Annotated in this window: 15 protein-coding genes; 1 reads left to right on the top strand and 14 read right to left on the bottom strand. The window is 31.4% G+C overall.

Features of this window, described 5'->3' with window-relative positions:
• Window positions 1-19 precede the first annotated feature (19 nt).
• The 7 genes from LQK79_RS08735 to LQK79_RS08705 form a co-directional block, all read right to left on the bottom strand.
• Complete coding sequence (locus tag LQK79_RS08735) at window positions 20-2,908, bottom strand: ATP-dependent DNA helicase (protein WP_231016234.1); 2,889 nt, start codon at window positions 2,906-2,908, stop codon at window positions 20-22.
• Window positions 2,905-4,098 (bottom strand): GNAT family N-acetyltransferase, encoded by a 1,194-nt coding sequence (locus tag LQK79_RS08730; RefSeq protein WP_231016233.1) that lies wholly within the window; start codon window positions 4,096-4,098, stop codon window positions 2,905-2,907. The genes LQK79_RS08735 and LQK79_RS08730 overlap by 4 nt, the downstream gene beginning before the upstream one ends.
• Before the next feature lie 94 nt (window positions 4,099-4,192).
• Window positions 4,193-5,086, bottom strand: coding sequence for a sensor histidine kinase (locus LQK79_RS08725; RefSeq protein WP_331000652.1), 894 nt, complete (start codon window positions 5,084-5,086; stop codon window positions 4,193-4,195).
• Window positions 5,087-5,204: 118 nt separating this feature from the next.
• A complete protein-coding gene (locus tag LQK79_RS08720) occupies window positions 5,205-6,002 on the bottom strand; it encodes an ABC transporter permease (RefSeq protein WP_231016231.1) in 798 nt (265 codons plus the stop codon).
• Window positions 5,995-6,918 carry an ABC transporter ATP-binding protein gene (locus LQK79_RS08715; protein WP_053241977.1) on the bottom strand — a complete coding sequence of 308 codons (924 nt, stop codon included), beginning with the start codon at window positions 6,916-6,918 and terminating at the stop codon, window positions 5,995-5,997. Before LQK79_RS08715 ends, LQK79_RS08720 begins: the two co-directional genes overlap by 8 nt.
• A 96-nt stretch (window positions 6,919-7,014) precedes the next feature.
• The gene (locus LQK79_RS08710; RefSeq protein WP_231016230.1) at window positions 7,015-7,695 is read right to left on the bottom strand and encodes a response regulator transcription factor; all 681 of its coding nucleotides are present in this window, start codon (window positions 7,693-7,695) and stop codon (window positions 7,015-7,017) included.
• A gap of 331 nt (window positions 7,696-8,026) precedes the next feature.
• A complete protein-coding gene (locus LQK79_RS08705) occupies window positions 8,027-8,278 on the bottom strand; it encodes a hypothetical protein (protein ID WP_231016229.1) in 252 nt (83 codons plus the stop codon).
• Window positions 8,279-8,449: 171 nt separating this feature from the next.
• On the opposite strand from LQK79_RS08705, the gene LQK79_RS08700 reads away from it, so the two are divergent.
• On the top strand, window positions 8,450-8,737 hold the full coding sequence (locus LQK79_RS08700; RefSeq protein ID WP_231016228.1) for a TipAS antibiotic-recognition domain-containing protein: 288 nt from the start codon (window positions 8,450-8,452) through the stop codon (window positions 8,735-8,737).
• A gap of 114 nt (window positions 8,738-8,851) precedes the next feature.
• On the opposite strand, the gene LQK79_RS08695 is transcribed toward LQK79_RS08700, so the two are convergent.
• From LQK79_RS08695 to LQK79_RS08665, 7 genes are all read right to left on the bottom strand, one after another.
• Window positions 8,852-10,378, bottom strand: a complete 1,527-nt coding sequence (locus LQK79_RS08695) for a methyl-accepting chemotaxis protein (RefSeq protein ID WP_231016227.1) — start codon at window positions 10,376-10,378, stop codon at window positions 8,852-8,854.
• A gap of 599 nt (window positions 10,379-10,977) precedes the next feature.
• Window positions 10,978-11,379, bottom strand: a complete 402-nt coding sequence (locus tag LQK79_RS08690) for a DUF4064 domain-containing protein (RefSeq protein ID WP_231016226.1) — start codon at window positions 11,377-11,379, stop codon at window positions 10,978-10,980.
• A gap of 107 nt (window positions 11,380-11,486) precedes the next feature.
• Complete coding sequence (locus LQK79_RS08685) at window positions 11,487-13,259, bottom strand: glycoside hydrolase family 2 protein (protein WP_231016225.1); 1,773 nt, start codon at window positions 13,257-13,259, stop codon at window positions 11,487-11,489.
• Between the two features lie 33 nt (window positions 13,260-13,292).
• Window positions 13,293-14,135: a carbohydrate ABC transporter permease gene (locus LQK79_RS08680; protein WP_053241970.1), complete on the bottom strand. Its 843-nt coding sequence runs from the start codon at window positions 14,133-14,135 to the stop codon at window positions 13,293-13,295.
• 18 nt (window positions 14,136-14,153) lie between these two features.
• Window positions 14,154-15,023, bottom strand: coding sequence for a carbohydrate ABC transporter permease (locus tag LQK79_RS08675; protein WP_053241969.1), 870 nt, complete (start codon window positions 15,021-15,023; stop codon window positions 14,154-14,156).
• A gap of 103 nt (window positions 15,024-15,126) precedes the next feature.
• Entirely contained in the window at window positions 15,127-16,389 is a 1,263-nt protein-coding gene (locus LQK79_RS08670; RefSeq protein ID WP_053241968.1) for an extracellular solute-binding protein, read from the bottom strand.
• 815 nt (window positions 16,390-17,204) lie between these two features.
• Entirely contained in the window at window positions 17,205-18,134 is a 930-nt protein-coding gene (locus LQK79_RS08665) for an ArsR/SmtB family transcription factor (RefSeq protein ID WP_053241967.1), read from the bottom strand.
• Window positions 18,135-18,144 lie beyond the last annotated feature (10 nt).

Here is an 18,144-nt window from a genome sequence, read left to right as displayed (position 1 = left end):
TACTCTGTAATCTGTACTCTTAATTTTTATAGCAAATATCCCTAAAGTACTCCTCTATATTTTTTCTACCTACGCCTAAGTTCACCTTTTTTCCACAAATATAAATTTCTAGTTTCTCCTCTAGCTGAATGCTCGCGTCGTATTTTAAATACCTTTTGCCATATTCTAAAGCCATAAATTCATTTATAAACTTCTCTATATGTTTAATACCTTTAGGCTTTTCTTCTAAAATAGATTTCTTTAAAGCAGCCTTAACCTCTTTCATTATTTGATAGAGATTTATTTGTTTCCACCTTACTCGCCTGTAATTTAAATCCTTAAAAATTTCATGTTTATTTTTTCTTATAATAGGCACCCCATAAAGCTGTTTTTCAAGTTTTCTTACAGTTGAATTATTGCTATCAAATTTACTCATAATAAACAGTGCACCATAGTCATATTCGGTTCTTATAATTCTTCCATAAATTTGTTTTAAATCTATAGATACAATTGGGAAATTTACTGCGGCATATGCATTCCAATAGTTTTTGCCTTTTTCAATATTTTTATCTATTAATGATTTATAAAAGGGTTCCTTTCCATTTATATTAGGAAGCTTATCTAAAACCACAGTTGCCATAGTATCACCTGGTATATCTATGCCTTCAAAAAATCCCTTTGAGCCTAGTAAAATATATCTTCCTTCTCTGGATTTCAATTTTTCTATATCTTTTTTGCTTTCAACAATACTAATCCCCAGAGCTTTAAGCTTTTCCGCTGCCTTTTCTTTAAATACCTTAAGCCTTTTTATGCTTGTAAAAAGCACAATGATATTGCCCTCTACATTATTTAAAATTTCTAAAATAAAACCTTCCATTTCTTCTGAAAAGGCATCTGCATCATTTGGGTCCATGCCCTGTACTGCATAAACTGCACTTTTCTCTTTATATTTGAAAATTGGCTTTATAGGCGGCACTTCTACTATTTCCTTATTTTCCGAACTGGCAATGTTAATTCCCAAAGTGTTTCTCAAATTATTGTAGCCCTTATCCGTACTTAAAGTAGCTGATAAAAACAAGCAGCTATTAACTCCCTTTAGAACTTTTTCATAAAAAGCGCCAGATACATCCAAAGGTATACTTGATATTTTCCACCACTGAAGGTTCCTATCTACTTCAAAATAAAAACAATAGGCTTCTTCACTTTGAATGCACACTTCCTCTAAAAGTCTAATGTAATCATTCATGGTTTCTACTTTCTCCACCAATATCTTAAGCCTTTTATCTTTTTCTAAAGTAGATATATTTTTTAAAGTTGTAATTGCTTTTTCTAAATCCATATTAAATTTAGATATATCTCCTTTAAGATAATCCAAATGCTCCATTATTCTTGCTATCTTTGGATTAAGTTTATTTAAATGCTCTTTAATATTGTACTCCCTGCTTATTCCACTGGTAGACACATATTTTTCAAAAGCACTTTTAATGCTGATAATTTCATTTCTACATGTTTCTATATCACTCTCTATTTCACTTAAAGGCAAGTTTTCCTTTTTAGTTCTCTTTGATAAATAATATAAATATCCATTTTTTTCTTCGCTATTATATATATCTTTTAAAAATTTCTCAAACTCATACGAAATTAAATTGCTTTCAAAGGTATCATAAGCTTCTTCAGTTAAATTATGTGCTTCATCCACCACAAGATTTTGAAGCGGCACAATACTTTGATAAGGCCACTTTAATAAAAGTGAATGATTTACTACAATTAGCTGAGCTTCTTTTAAAGCTTCAACCTTCAAGGCATAATAACATCTTTCTTTATATTTGCAACTATCCACATCACAAAGCTCTGAATCACAAAAACACTGTTCCAATAACTCATTTAAATTAAATTTTTCTTTTATCTCGTCACTTATATCTTCAATATCTCCAATTTGCTTTTCTGTTAACAGCCTTTTTAAATACACATAACCAAGGAGAGTTTTCATATCACTTGGATATTCTATATCTTCAAACCTATCAAAACATAGATAATTGCTCTTTCCCTTTATCAAGGTATAGTTAACATCTCTTTTTAAATCCAGTGCTTCTAAAATATTTGGTATATCTTTATCCACAAGTTGCCCTTGTAACCCCTTAGTGTTTGTGGATAAAATTACTTTTTCTTGTTTAAGATGTGTATAAATAATAGAAGGAAGCAAATAAGCCATACTTTTTCCAAGGCCCGTTGGTGCTTCCATTATTGTTATTTTTCCCTTTTCTAGTCCTTCTCTTATAACTTTAGCCGCATCTCTCTGCTGTGGTCTTAGAGTGTAGCTTCTTCCTCCGCGTTTCCATATAGCCTCATTTTCAAAAAGCTTTTCGTAATCCTTAAGAGCAAAAACCGGATACGGCTCTCTCTCTTTATTTTCTAAAGCAGTAGGTTTGTTATCTACAAAACATTTCACATCATCCATGTTCACGCTGGAAATGTACTTATACCAGTTCCAATGTTCGAGCTCTAATATATTCATAGGAATAGCATAGCCATTTTCAGAATAAAAGCGGCTTATAACATAATTAAGTACTTCTATCAACTCTTCTTGAATACTAATATCTTTATATTTTGTCACAAATTTATTTTTTAAATACTGAAGATTAAACTCTGGAAACTCTGGAAAAAGTATGGCCACAAGTTCTAAAGAATCCAAAAACTTGCTTCCAACATTAAGAATACTTTTTGCAAAGGTTGAATCATGACAAACTAAAGGAAGGTCTTCGGCAAAAATCTTAAGTTCTCCCTTAATCTCACTAAGCTGCTCAAACTTATTAAATTTAGTAACTATTTTATTTTTTATCTTAACAGCATCAACCTTTACAAGCTTATTGTCATTTGCAGTTTTTATGTTTAAAAATACTAGATTGTTTAATATGCTATAGGGTTTCATAATTTAAATAGCCAACAAATTTTCTCTTTTGAAATCTGAAATCCAAGTTTTTTCTGAAGCTTTGTAGATGCCTCGTTACCATCTTCAATTTGTCCATAAGCATAAAAACCTTTTTTCAGCATCTCATTTACAGCTTTAACAATAAGATGCGTTGCTATTTTTCTTCTCCTAAACTGAGGAAGAACTTCAAGCATTCCAATTGAACCTTCTTCATGGCTTCCTATAAAACCACAAAGCTCACCATCTATAAATGCACCATACACAACTCCAGCATCTATTCTTTCACCAATATAATCGTCATTACAAAGCTCTTTCTTTGAATAATGTTTAATAATAAAACCTATGTAATCTCTAGTTAAAAGTCTTATCTCTGGTGAAGCTTTTGAAACCTCCATTAGAGTATTTTTAGTGTATACAGAATTATTACATATCATTTTATCCTTAAAATGATATGTGCTCATAAGTAGATCATAGTACACTTCCTGATGACAAACAACTATATTAGCATTCTGTGGAATTTTGCTTATTATTTCCTTCGCTGTCTTCATATCCTCAGTACTCATCATGTAAGCCCCTGATATAGCGTCATAAAGCAGCACACCTTTATCTGAAGCAAATATTATTTCCGCACTGTCTCTTCTTATGCATTGTAGCATATCTACATTTAATAATAGCTTTTTCAACAATAAATTTACTGCAATATTCTCTTTAATATCATATTTCTTTATTTCAACGTCTAGCAATACATTGTTATTAAAAATACAGTGATATTGAAATGTACCCTTATCCTTAAGCATCTTTGGCAAAAATTTAGGTAAATTATGAGCTATCCCTGTGTTCTCTGGATTCATAATCCACTCTACTTTCTTCCAATCCAAAATTCCTTCTCTTGTTTTTATGGGAACTTTGTACTCAAAATCCTCTGAAACCTCCTGCATGAATAAATACATTCCACCATTTCTAATTTTATCTACCCTCCAAGTAACAACACCTTTAAACTGTACATCTTTAAGCTTTATGCCTGTCTCCTCGTATACCTCTCTAAGTATACAGTCCTTTGGAGTTTCACCTTCCTCAAATTTTCCTCCGACTCCATTCCAGTTTCCCATCCAACTTGGCTTTTCTCTATTTAAAAGTAGTATTTCGTCTCCTCTTTTAATAAAACAAATAGTATATTTAAGTTTATCCATTTTTGCTTCTCTCCTAATATTTTAATAAGCATATACACTTTACTTGTATATTATAACAAATAAGTATTGTATTAAATAAAGGTTATATTTAAAATTATTTGAATAGTGGTAATTGAACTCGTATATCAAGTATATTATCCTTAAGTGATGCACTAGTACTGCCGCCCATTTGTTCTGTTAAAAGCCTTACTATAGACAAACCCAATCCAGTGGTCTTACTTCTTGCTTTATCTCCGGTGTAAAAGCGATCAAATACCCGTTTCACATCAATTTCACATTCATTCTCAACAAAATTTTTAAAGGATATTACAGCATTTTTTTCAGTAAATATTTGTACCTCTATATCTCCGTGAGAATGCTTTACACAATTTCGTATTAGATTTTGAATAATCCTTATAATTGCCTCTTTATCGACAAAAACAAATACAGGTGGTGCTTCATAAAAATGTACCATCAAATTATTTTTTTCAAGAACTGTAATAGCCGCTGCTATACATTCTGCTACAAGATTTGTTATATTAATCCTCTCCATTTTAAGTTCTGGCTCTGCATTCAAAAGATATGCATACTCAAAAAAGTGTTCAATTAAATCACCTAATTCATTCGCATGCTTTTGAGCAACCTTAAGCTTTTGTCTCTGTTCATTAGAAAGAGTTCCTTTTTCTATGAGCTGTTGATATCCCTTTATAGCAGTAAGTGGTGTTCTAAGATCATGAGAAATATTTGAAATCATCTCTTTAAAATGTTTTTCCTCACGAATAGCATCAATTCGAAGATTTTCCTCCTCTTTAAGACATTTATTTATGTTAGCTGCTAAAGCATTAAGTTCTTTGCTAAATAGGATTAAACTTACAGGCTGACGTGTGTGTTCTTTAAGCCTTTTAGATAGTTGTTTATTAATGCTGTGTAACTGCAGCTGAAGAAATGAAATGTATAAAACAAATAATATAATTGATATACTCAAAATACAAACCACAGTTACGAGCATTTTCATCCACCTTTCAATATAGATAAACTGCGTAAGCTAATAAAATTTATGTGCGCCATAATGACCAGAAGATGTCATTTTGTTACGAATAAATTTCGAATTTTTAGTTGGCTTATCTTTACTTAATTTCAGCCTTTCTAAATACAAAGCATGTAATCGTAAGCATTATAATCATAAATGTTAAACTAACAGCAATTGCCTTTATTATATCATTTGTTCCTGCACTAAGTGACATGAGAGAATACTTACCTTCATATGGCGTAAGCTCATAAATATTTTTAAATACCTTGGATGTTTTCTCCAATCTACTTAACTGAGTACAAAAAAGTACAATGCCATAATACACTGGAACCACAACAACTGGCTTTTTAAAGCTAATAGCAAACGGTATACAAATACTAAGCTGTGCTGCATACAAAATCGCTAATGCAAGCATAATGATTAACAACTTCCACACTTGTGATGTAGAAATAGCCTTACCAGCCTCTAATGTAATTATATTTAAAAAACCGACTGATACTTGACCCATATTATATTTATAACCCGTGCTAATTGCTATGGCAGTTACAATAATATATGGAAGCAAAATAATAAACAAACCGCAACAAAATGTAATTGACTTACTAATAACAACTTTTACTCTACTATTTCCATTTACAATAGCTTCATGGATTGTTCTATTATCAAAATCACCACAAATAATAATACTGGCTACACCAGCTCCAAGAATACTTATCATATTTGCGTCAGAAAACATAAACCCCAGCCCAGAAGCACTTGCACTAAGTTTACCCTGCTGCAATAAATATGCCATCATAATCATAGCTATTGAACTTACAGTTGTAATTCCAAGTAAGATCTTAATTGCCATTGATTTGCGTAATTTAAACAAATCAGCTTTAATCAAATTATACATTCTTTTCACCTCCAACAACAGAAATAAAGTAATCCTCAAGAGTATCACCCTCACTTGAAAAATTTGTAACGATAATTTCATTTTCAAAGAGAATCCTTGCCACTTGCTCCTTATCATCTATATAGTCGTACAGTTTAATCGATTTATCTGGCATAACCTTGTAATTCTGCGTTTTCAGTTCCATTTCTAAAACACTAGCTAATTTTTCTGGTTCCGTACAGCTTATACGAATATGATGTTTACAACATTCCTCAAGTTCATCAAGTGTTAACTCCTGCTTAATTTCGCCTTTATGAATAATAATATAATCAGTAGCTGTTTGATACATTTCTGGCAAGTTATGACTTGAAATTAAAATTGTCATTTGCCTCTCCTCACATAACCCTTTTAACAATTTTCGGATTTCAACTACTCCTAATGGATCAAGTCCGTTTATTGGTTCATCCAAAATAAGCAATTCTGGATTACCAAGAAGCGCAATAGCAATTCCTAAACGTTGTTTCATACCAAGTGAAAAGTTTTTTACTTTCTTTTTACCTGTATTAGCAATATTAACAAGCTTTAATACCTGATCTTCAATACCTTTGTCAGGGATACCTTTCATAATTCTATGAAATCTAATATTTTCTTCTGCTGTCATGCTTAAGTCAAGACTTGGATATTCAATCATAGAGCCAAGCCTTTTTCGTTCATTCTGTAAAGCTTTTTCACCAGTATGACCAAAGAGTTCAATACCTCCGCTTGTAGGAAAAGTAAGACCTGTAATAAGCTTCATAAATGTTGACTTCCCAGCACCATTCTGCCCAATTAATCCATATATTTTGCCAGCTTTCAAGGTTACTGATACATTATTTAAAACAGTAACACCATGATAACTTTTCGTAAGATCTTCCGTTTTTAAAATATATTTAAACATTCCTATTCACCTCTGTCCTTCCTATAAATTAATTATAATGTTCAAAGGTTTAGAAAAGGTTAAGTTCCTAAAGGAAAGTGTCAAGAAAAAGATAATTCATTCTTTATATAAACGATAACCAAGTCCCCACACGGTTTCAACATACTGTGCCTTGGGATTTACCTTTTTTAGTTTGTTTCGTAGATTACTGATATGTGTTTTAACCGCATTATCATCACCAAGGTATTCCTCCTGCCAAATCGATTCGTAAAGATTTGCTTTTGTAAATACCTTGCCCTTATTCTTTATTAACATCTCTAATATCATATATTCCTTAGCAGTAAGCTCAAGTTCACTATTATTCACAGTAACGCTCTTTGTACTATCATCAAGCACCATATCTTTATAACGAAAGGATTTATCTACCTGAATCTTCTGGCTTGAACGTCTCAAATTAGCTTCCACTCGTGCTGCAACTTCTCCTAAGTCAAAAGGCTTTGTAATATAGTCGTCTGCGCCAAGTTTTAAAAAATCTATTTTAGTGCCAACCATATCCTTTGCAGAAATAATAATAACAGGAATCTCTGAAAACTCTCTCATTTCCTTTAGTATTTCATCTCCACTTTTATATGGAAGCATAATATCAAGGAGAACTAAATCATATTTTAAGCTTTTAATTTCACGTATACCATCTATACCTGTATAAACTGATTTTACCTCATGTCCTGCGTCTATCAACACTTCTTTTAACATCATATTTACATCTTTATTATCTTCAATAATAAGTATAACGCTCATAATATCCCTCCTGTTTATATATATCATCTTAAAAATCAAAATACCATACAACCATTATTTTCGTAATGTGTAAACTCAAAATTACTGAAAAACAATTAAAGGTTCATAATCCATTGAATCATTGATTTTATCAAATTATTGTTATAACCAATGATATGCTCCCTCCTAAGTGACAAGTTTTTTATTATTTCACTTGTCTACCTAGAAGGGAGCATATCAAGCATAAAAAAATATGCTAATGCGTCACCCTCCTTATTAAGGTGATTTCGTAAAAAACGCATCCAAGTTTAAGAAAGCTTGATACGCTCTTAAATCTTATTCATTCTAAAATTTAGTCTTCTCTAAAATCCATAATTTTCTCTAAGTTCATTCTAAATTTTACCCAGCTGCGATGATTCCATCTGTATCCATTAATGCACGTACAATTTCTTTCAGTAATCCATGCCAAAAAACCATCTCCAAATTTAGGCCAAATATATATAATTTTATGAAGACTTGGTCTAATTCTTCTTTGTATTTTCCTTTCATATCTTGAAATTCTACTTGGTAGATCAATATCATTTAATTCTAAATATGAGTACATTTAAACACCTTCTCCCAATGTTCTTAATACATAATATGCACTTCAATTTTATTGATCATCCCAATTTTTTATATAAATATGTACTATTATATCTTATATAAAAAAACAAAATGTATTGACTCTTACCTTAGGGTATACTCTATAGTAATAAATGTTGAGAGGAGAAATAAAATGTACACAGTTAATGGAGTTGCTATTGAATCACAATCATTTAATAAAGACATGATTATATTCTTGCAAAATAATTTGTCTCCAAATGATTCGAAAGTAATAGATCGTATAAAAAAGCACCTAAAATTTTTAGGAAATAAAGGTACTTCAGCAACACCAAAAGACTTTGTAAATCAAACGGAATTTTTCATTACAGATGAATTTCACAGAAATATGCTAGAACAGCAGCAGATTGGCTACTCTTATTTTCTAAATAAGGCCGCAGTTAACTACTTAGAAAGCTTATAATTGAAATGGAATACCAAATTATACAGCTAATTCGGTATTCTTTTAGTGTTTGAAAATATACCTACGTTTTAAAAGAATATTGATAAAACTTATATTCTTTTTTAATTGATAATATTAAATATTGTCATTTCTAATTGTAAGTAAAGTCTCAGCTATTTCTCCCACTTGTGATACCGAGCTTTCAATACTTCTCATAGAATTAAGCTGCTGTGATGATTCTTTTGACACATATCTTAATTTTTCAAGAAGCCGCTCTGTTAAGTTCTTAATATTTGAAATTATATCTTCTATAGTATTTCCGTGTTCAGCAACTTGTCCGCTTGTAGAAGTTATTTGTTCAATCTTCAAATAAGATTTTTCTTCTAAATCCTGCAACTGCTTAAATGCTTGTCCTACATTATTTACTTTGTCTATTCCTTCTTTAATCTCTTTAGAACTTGTATCTATAGTGCTAACAGCATCATTCATTTCATTTATCATATTTTGTATAAGTATAGTTATTTCCTTGGTAGATGAAGCAGATTGTTCAGCCAGCTTTCGTATTTCTTCTGCAACCACAGCAAATCCCTTTCCCGATTCTCCTGCACGGGCTGCCTCTATTGCGGCATTCAATGCAAGCAAATTAGTTTGTTCAGTTATACCTGTAATTATATCTACTATTTTTCTTATCTGTTTTGATTTTTGACTAAGGTTTGTCATAACCTGCTTATTACTATCGCTTAATGTATCTATATTTTTCATACTTATGAGAGCATTGTTCAGCACTTCCACATTGGTCTCTGTTGACTTACGTGTTTCCGTAGATATACTTGATAATTCTTGGGATTGTTTAGATATATTATTCAAAGAATCAGAGATTTTTTTAATTTTTTCTAAAGTGCTTACTACATAATTAAAACTTTTTTCATTGTCGCTGGTTGCATTCCCTGTATTTTTTGATATCTCTTCATTAAAGGAAACTCCGTCCTTTATTTCTGAAGTTAAATTTTTTACAGAAGCTGATAAGGCTAGTGAAGCATCTTTTGATTTATTCATAACGATTTCTATCTCTTCTAAAAGTCTATTTTTTTCTTCTGCTCCAACAAGTCCATCAAACATCTTTTTAGTTCTTCGTGTAAGCATACTAAAAATAAGTGTAATAGCAATTAGCTCTAATAAAAAACCAGCAACAGTCCCTATGTAATTTGCCATAATTTGATTATGTGGAAGACCTTTAAGCTGATCAAATATTCTAATATACCTTGATATAGCAAGGTTAGGTATGCTTATTAGAAATGAGATAATAACAAGTTTTCGATCTATGTACAAGCAGCTTAATGCTACTGGAAATATATACACTATATTTACTCCTATGTGCTGATTTGTTGCCAAAATACCAACTATCACTGTCCCTGTTATCATTACTGAATATTTAACTATGCTGCTGCTCACTCTTAGCTTTCTTAAGATAGTAGGAATACAAGCGATGATAATACCTGCCGCAGTAAATGCTATTAAAACATTCCATTGTATTGAAAATATTTTAAGATAGTTGAGCAAAAGCATTAAAGGAAATATCACAAGAGATACTACAATCAAAATTCTTGATGCAATAATATTGATTTCTTGTTCATTTTTTTTAATAAATATTGATTCATTCATTTGAACAACCCCCGAATTTTATTTCTATCTTAATTTATCATATATTGCATCATTAGGCAATTACTTAGTTGATAAGGCATTACCCTCCTATTTGTTTTCTTTCTAAAGATAAACCATTTGAAAACTTAAAAATTATAAGTTCCAAGTTTATCCTGACAAATCAGAATTTGAAGCAGAGTAGAGTGATTATTTTATAAACTTAGGAAAACTTATTATTATAGTCAATATAATTAAATGTTATGTGATATAAATCTTTATAATGGTGGAATACAATATGAAAAAAAATATGCAATGATTATGGATGATATTTACTTAGATAATGGTGTGGAATAGGCTATAAATTTGATATAAGTCAAAAAAGCCCATGCTTCTCCAGGAAGCAGTGACATAGTACTTCATTATGCACATCAACAAATTGGTATAACCGTTACACAACAATATCATTTATTAGTGGTGCAGATATAGGTATTAGTGCTGTTGCATAATATGATAAAACTCCTGCACTTTGATATCAATTAAGTTACTAATATCCCCATAATAATTAATCCCTAGATTTATTTTTAATTATTCTAGGGATTCTCCTATATTTAAACTTTGTTTTAATTATTCATTATCCGCAAAGATTTGTTTTTAGCCATAGCAATTACACCAGATGAAATAAAAAATACACAACTTATAAAATCCATAACAAAGAAAGACACTATTCCACAAGTTATAAACCAAATAGGGATTTTCTTTTCCACCTTCATATTCCTTAATCTTTTTGATAAATATAAATTAAAAAGACCTATTGCTAAAAACAATATTCCTATGGTTGTACTAAAGGAATATATACTATCCAAAACAGACTGTGTCGCATTTATAGACAATTGAGAATTACTAGTTACGTTAAATCCTTGTCTTTTTATCATAGATGAATAGGGAATAATCGTGATTAATCCCGATAGTATTTGCCAAGTACCTCCTATGTAAGCAAGTATTTTCTCAAATTTTCTATTCACAAATAATATCCTCCTTTTTATAGGTAAACCGCTTCGATGTTTAGATATTTTTTACATTTTTTTATTTCGATAAGTCCAATCACTAAACGGCTTACCCATAAACAATATTAATAAGGTTTCCATTCTCCATCATTTATAGCTTTAATTATTTTAATATCTACCTTAGGTTCTCTTTTATAAGTAAGCAAGCCATTTATTTCTTGTTCTACATCTGTTATTTGAGTATATATGAACCCTTGAACTAACGGAGATTCAAGTAGTGGTGATACAACATTATAATACCTCTTAACAAAATCTTCATCTGAAGATGCCGAAGAGTATCCCCATCCCTTCCAATTACTTTTTTGATATGATATTCCACCCATTTCAGAAACTATAATCGGCTGTCCTTCATATTTCCAACCTTGGGCTACTAAGGTTCTTCCTGATGGTGTAGAATTTATTATATTGTCTAAAGTTGAATATCTCTCTTTTAATACTTTATTTCTCCATTCATAATCATGAATTGTGAGAAGATCTGTTTTAGTATGATCCCAACCATCATTAGATATAACAGGCCTTGTTTGATCTAAAGATTTAGTTAGCCAATACATAGAAGCAGAATGAGCCTGTTCATTTTTATTATTCATTATGCATTCAACCCCCCAGGATTCATTTAAAGGAGTCCACGCCACTATGCACGGATGATTGTAATCACGTTTTATCATCTCCATCCATTCTCTAGTAATGCGATTAACATAGGTTCTTGAATAATTATATGCACTGGCAATTTCTCCCCAAACAATAAATCCAAGCTTATCTGCCCAATATAGATATCTAGGATCTTCAATTTTTTGATGTTTTCTGACTCCATTGAAGCCCATTGCTTTACTTAATTTTATATCCTTTATAAAATCCTCATCACTAGGAGCAGTTAATAGTGATTTCTCCCAGTAACCTTGATCTAATAATAGCTTTTGAAAATAAGGTCTGTTATTTAGCATGAACTTTCCTGAAACTATAGAAACCTTTCTAAGTCCAAAGTAGGAATTAACCTCATCAATACATTCATTATCTACTATCACCTTGAAACTTATATCAAAGAGTACCGGATTTTCAGGAGTCCACGTCCAAGCTTCTTGATGATTCCAATCTTTAGTTATATTTTGATCTAACCAAAAATCTCTTTTTCCCCTACCATTTATTATACTTATTCTATCTTGAATAAGTACTTTACCCCTTAACGATATTGTAACATCTAAATACGTATTTTCAGTAACTCTATCTAATTCATACTCTATAAATACCTTTTTATTATCAAGGTCTGGAGTAATCCAAGTATTTTTCAAATAATTTTCCCCAACAGCATCTAGCCAAACTGTCTGCCATATTCCCGTAGCCCTAGTATAAAATATACCTTCGGATTTGTCTTTCCAATACTGTTTACCCCTCGGAAGCTCTAAATCATAAGTATAATCTTCTGCTCTAACTACTAATTTATTATCCTTATCTTTAAGTACATCCGTAATTTCCACAGAAAAAGGAACATGCCCTCCTTCATGATTTATTAGATGTTCTCCATTTACCCATACATCCGCTTTATAATCAACTGCACCAAAATTGAGAATTAATCTCTTGTTTTTATATTCTTCTGGAATATTTATATCCTTGGAATACCATACAATATCATGAATTTCCTGCTCATTTATACCAGAAAGCTCGCTTTGAAATACATAAGGCACTATTATTTTTCTGCTAAATTTACTGTTTTCATACCATTTATTCTTTAATCCTTCATTATTATCATCATACTCAAAATTCCAATCGCCATTTAGATTTAACCACGATTTTCTTTCAAAATTTGGACGTGGATATTCATTTCTAACAATGCTTGTTGCCATATCAGTTCCTCCTAATGTTGTTTTATTATTGTTCTAGCCTTTAATGCCAGATGATAAATTAAGCCCCTCCAAGAAATACTTTTGTGTGAATAAATATAAAATAAATGTTGGTATTATTGCGATAACTGCTGAAGTAGTCAATCGTCCATAATCTGTTGTATACATACCTTGAAAAAGTTGCAAAGCAGGAGTTAAAGGCAAGTTTTCAATATTATTAAATACAATCGACGGCCATAAAAAGTCATTCCATGCCCCCGTAAAGGTAAATAAGCCCACTACTGTTAATACAGGTCTTATGAGCGGCAATATTACCTTTGTATATATTTGAAAATCACTAGCTCCCTCTATTCTTGCAGATTCATCATATTCCTTTGGAATACTAACCATAAACTGCTTTATCAAAAATATATTGAATACACCTGCAACACCTGGAACTATAACTGCAAGAGGTGTATCTACCCAATTAAACATACTTACTATTTTATATAGTGGAATAAGATTTATTACACTGGGAAACATCATGGTGCTTAATAATATCCAAAATATAGCGTCCCTTCCTTTAAACTTAAGCCTTGAATATGCATAAGCTGCTGAAGAAGATACTACTAAAACCAAAATGGTTTGTGTAACTGATATTAATAAAGAATTTAAAAACCACCTGAGTATAGGTGCATTATCAAAGTTAGTTAGCACCTTAACATAATTATCTACAATCCACTGCTCTGGAAGTAGTTTGTATCCCATAGAATTAATCTCTACGTTTGATTTAAACGAAGATAGTACCGCATATAGAACAGGCAATATCCAAATAAGCGTCATTATAAAGAGGAAAATAAATGCGGCGACCTTAGGCCCCTTCTTTCTAATCCAAACCATTCTTCATCACTCCTCCAATCAATCTTTATCTCTAAGCAAGTAGAACTGTAGTGATGCTACAAAAACTATACATAAACCCAGCATAACTGCCATTGCAGATGCTATACCTGCGATAGATTCACCAGTACCAAAAGCTATTTGTCTAATATACATTAATATTACTGAAGTTGAACCTGCAGGCCCACCCTTGCTAAACATTAGTGGCTGTCCATATATATTTAATTGAGCAATAGTAGTCATAACAAGTGTATAAGCAATTTGATTCTTTATTGATGGTAAGGTTATATTTAAAAATTGCATCACAGCACCAGCCCCATCTAAAGAAGATGCTTCATATAAATCCGCCGGAACTCCTGCCAGTGCAGCCTGATATATAACCATATTTCCACCTACATACCACCATACTGTAATAGTTATAATTGCAATCCAAACATAAGGTTGAATACCACCCCAATTAATAGACTTTCCTAAAATCTTATTTATTGGTCCAAAGTTTTTATTAAACAAAAATCCCCAAGCTAAAATAACCGACGAAATTGAAAAAAGTGTTGGGAGATAAAATATAGATTGAAATATCTTGTTTCCCTTAGGTTTTGCATTAAGTGCTACAGCTAATAATAGGGGAACTATTATACAAAAAGGAACACTGAACACAGTAAAAATAAGAGTATTCTTTAATCCATTATGAAACTGAGTATAAAAAGTTGATTTTGAATTAGCCAATATTTCAGCATAATTTCTAAGCCCTACCCAATGAGGTGTATCTATCAAATTCCACTGTGTAAAAGAAATCACTATTCCAAAAATAGCTGGTATACCGAAAAAAATTATGAATAGAATTAAATGCGGTGCTATAAACACATATGGTGTACATTTGCCCTTTTTCATTATACTGTTTCGCCTCACTTAATATAAAGTTTTATGGTCTAACAGCTTCAACTGCTTAAATATAAGGTCACATGATAACTGAAGCTGTTAAATTTTATTGTGACTACTTACCGCTAGCTATTCTTTCTTCTGTTTCCTTTTGTGCTTGCTGTAATCCGGCTTTAACATCTACTTTTCCAAATACTGCATCTGTTACAATCTTATCAAGTGATTCTGCTGCATATCCATAATACTTATAATTAAATACATGCAAAGCATCTGGTTCCTTAGCTAAGAAAGATTGTGGCTCCTTCGCAAATTCGGCACTTGTTTGAACTGCCATTGAAGCTGGGTTTTGTCCTGCATCTGTAGCCCATTGTAAAGAGTTACCATACATCCACTTTAAGAAAGCTATAATACCCTGTGTCTTAGCTTCATCTCTAGCTGGATTTTTGAACATTACAAAATTGTGAGAAGATGACCAATTAACCAGTTTGTTTTTATCAAAGGTTATAAAATTAGTCATTTTCCAAGGTGCCTTTGAATCCTTTAAACCGTTACGCATCCAAATTCCTTCTGGCCAAAACACTAATTTACCATTCATGAATAATTGTTGAGGGTCATCACCATCTTGTGTTGCAATCTTTTCAGTTACAAAATCCTTCATTGTAGATAACGCTTTTTCGGCTTGAGGAGTATCAATAGTAGGTTTTACTCCATCAGAAGTTATGTCTCCCCCTAATTGCTTAATCCATGCTAATGTCATAACTCTCATCCAGTCAACGCCTATAGCTGCTATTTTATCTTTCTTAGATGCTTCTCCTACCTCTTTAACTTCATCCATAGTTATAACTCCATCATCAAGCACATGAGGCCCATATTTTTTTAAGAGATCAGGATTATAGTAAGTTATATATGAATGAACATCTAGAGGAATTCCGTATCTCTTTCCACCAACTTCTCCAACTCTCCATCCTTCTTTTAAATAATTTGATTCCTTAATATTATTTCCATCCTTCTTTATAGCATCATCATAAGAAACTAACATATTATCCTTTACAAACAAAGGAATTCTTTCAGCATGTACAATTGTTAAATCAGGAACATTTTTGCCCGAGCTTACAACACTAGGCAACTTTGTATACATATCATTTTCTTGTATAGGTACATGCTTTACTTTGTATTTTGGATTTGTCTTGTTATATTTAGCAACTATTTTGGTCATTGTGTCCCCATCCGGTCCCGTAAGTGGTGTCCATAATATAATTTGATTTTTAGAAGCTGATGAAGCGCTAGAACCTCCACTTTTACCACACCCTGCTAGTAATGAAGTAACTGTTAGTGTTGAAACCAAAACACTGATGATTGTTTTAATTTTACGATTCATATTATCTCCCCCAAAATTAATATTTTTATAATTAAACGTAAATCTATGATAAGGTTTACGTATGAAAGCAAAACAATTGAGATTGATGGCTAATTATAGATAGACAACTTGAAACTTTAAAATTGCAATCTCCAAATTTATCCTGATAAATTGGAATTTGTCGAGCTGAGTGAAGGGTTTTAATTCGCTCTGCTCATTAAAAAACTAACTTTTTCACTTATGTGAAAAGTGAAGGGTCTGACATAGCTTTGCTTGTCAAAGGTGAAGGTTTTTGCCACGGCAAAAGGTTAAGAAATATTTTTCTCCGTTTCTCTACGAAAAATAAATAATTTAAATACGTTAAAGATTTTCCGTAGGGAAACGGAGGAAAATCAACCTTAGCTTTTTATTGAAGATAAAAAAGTTCACCTTTTACGTGCACAGCACCGTAAAACCCTTCACTATAGTGCTCGACAAATTCCAGTTTGTAAGGATAAATTTGGTATTGGTAATTTAAATATTTCAGCTTGTTTATCTATATAGTTTTACTTAGTGAAACGTTTTCAATAATATCATCAAAAATATACCTATTTTATTATTATTAATATAATTGATTGTATCTTCTTTAATATTCGTTATAGACTTTACCTCAACTGTAATCATAAAGCTCGCAGATTATATAAATACATAGTTTTAAAAACATATATACATATTTATTGTAATATTATATTTTTTATGTACGATTTAATAAAAAACTGCAATAACTTATAGCATATCTCAAAATTTATATATAAGTTTGTATAGTCTTAACTAGGATTATACAAACTTACTCTATCTTACATACTATAGTCTATTCGCATAACTATATTCTGCTCGTAATCACCAAATTTTTCGCCAAAAATATTTACTCCCCCAACATTTTCAGCATCTTCTTTTACTCCTATTCGAACAGTTATGAATTTATTATCTTTGAGTTTCAATTCCTCAAGTTTTATATTTGATATTCTTGTTTCATCAATGAAAGAACCTTCTTTATTAACCTTCCATGTTTTCAATAACCCATACTGAGTACAACTATCTGACCACCATATTGGATTCAATCTTCCTCTTCTTCCGCCAAGATCTCCAGGACTAGTCCAAGTTCCAATTTCTATTCCATTAATCCACATCGTTATATCTGACGGCCAATTATTCCTATAATTAGGGGCTTCAGAACATAATTCCATAGATACTTCCAATAATTTTTCTTTTCCTATCTGAAGAATATTATTAGGAAAACGATACTCTATATATCCCTTATGAAACCAAATAAGTTGGGCTGTTGTCCTCATAGGATTATAAAACCTTCTAGGATCATCCTCTGAATCTATAAATCCATTCTCATTTACCATACCGCAAGTTGGGCAAACTTCACAATCAACAAAATTTCCAAGAGGCATATTTATATAGAAAGAATTATCTTGGGAATGCAGTCCTAATGTATCTAGTTGTATATTAATCTTATCCATCTTTCTACTGCACACCTTCATAGAGCCTCGCACCCCTGGCTGCAGTTCCGTATTAATAATACCAGCATCCTCAAGCATTTTTACATTCAATGCAGCGGTTGAAGTTGGTATATTAAGCTTTTCTGCAATTTCATTCACATTGTAACTGTTATAATTTAAAAGCTTTATTATCTCCAATCTAACCTCTGAAGCTAATGCCTTAATGACATTATACATTTCTTCGCTTCTTTCCAAATTCAAATCGACTATCTTGCTCATTGATCTATCT

The organism is Clostridium guangxiense (assembly GCF_021043395.1).
Lineage (GTDB): Bacteria > Bacillota > Clostridia > Clostridiales > Clostridiaceae > Clostridium_S > Clostridium_S guangxiense.
The sequence above is the reverse complement of the archived record's forward strand: the minus strand, read 5'-3'. Positions and strand labels throughout refer to the sequence as shown.

Coding starts and splice junctions, on each gene's coding strand:
- LQK79_RS08685 (WP_231016225.1), bottom strand. CDS start 13,259: ATGGCAACAAGCATTGTTAGAAATGAATATCCACGTCCAAATTTTGAA.
- LQK79_RS08670 (WP_053241968.1), bottom strand. CDS start 16,389: ATGAATCGTAAAATTAAAACAATCATCAGTGTTTTGGTTTCAACACTA.
- LQK79_RS08730 (WP_231016233.1), bottom strand. CDS start 4,098: ATGGATAAACTTAAATATACTATTTGTTTTATTAAAAGAGGAGACGAA.
- LQK79_RS08720 (WP_231016231.1), bottom strand. CDS start 6,002: ATGTATAATTTGATTAAAGCTGATTTGTTTAAATTACGCAAATCAATG.
- LQK79_RS08705 (WP_231016229.1), bottom strand. CDS start 8,278: ATGTACTCATATTTAGAATTAAATGATATTGATCTACCAAGTAGAATT.
- LQK79_RS08710 (WP_231016230.1), bottom strand. CDS start 7,695: ATGAGCGTTATACTTATTATTGAAGATAATAAAGATGTAAATATGATG.
- LQK79_RS08665 (WP_053241967.1), bottom strand. CDS start 18,134: ATGAGCAAGATAGTCGATTTGAATTTGGAAAGAAGCGAAGAAATGTAT.
- LQK79_RS08680 (WP_053241970.1), bottom strand. CDS start 14,135: ATGGTTTGGATTAGAAAGAAGGGGCCTAAGGTCGCCGCATTTATTTTC.
- LQK79_RS08695 (WP_231016227.1), bottom strand. CDS start 10,378: ATGAATGAATCAATATTTATTAAAAAAAATGAACAAGAAATCAATATT.
- LQK79_RS08735 (WP_231016234.1), bottom strand. CDS start 2,908: ATGAAACCCTATAGCATATTAAACAATCTAGTATTTTTAAACATAAAA.
- LQK79_RS08700 (WP_231016228.1), top strand. CDS start 8,450: ATGTACACAGTTAATGGAGTTGCTATTGAATCACAATCATTTAATAAA.
- LQK79_RS08715 (WP_053241977.1), bottom strand. CDS start 6,918: ATGTTTAAATATATTTTAAAAACGGAAGATCTTACGAAAAGTTATCAT.
- LQK79_RS08725 (WP_331000652.1), bottom strand. CDS start 5,086: ATGCTCGTAACTGTGGTTTGTATTTTGAGTATATCAATTATATTATTT.
- LQK79_RS08675 (WP_053241969.1), bottom strand. CDS start 15,023: ATGAAAAAGGGCAAATGTACACCATATGTGTTTATAGCACCGCATTTA.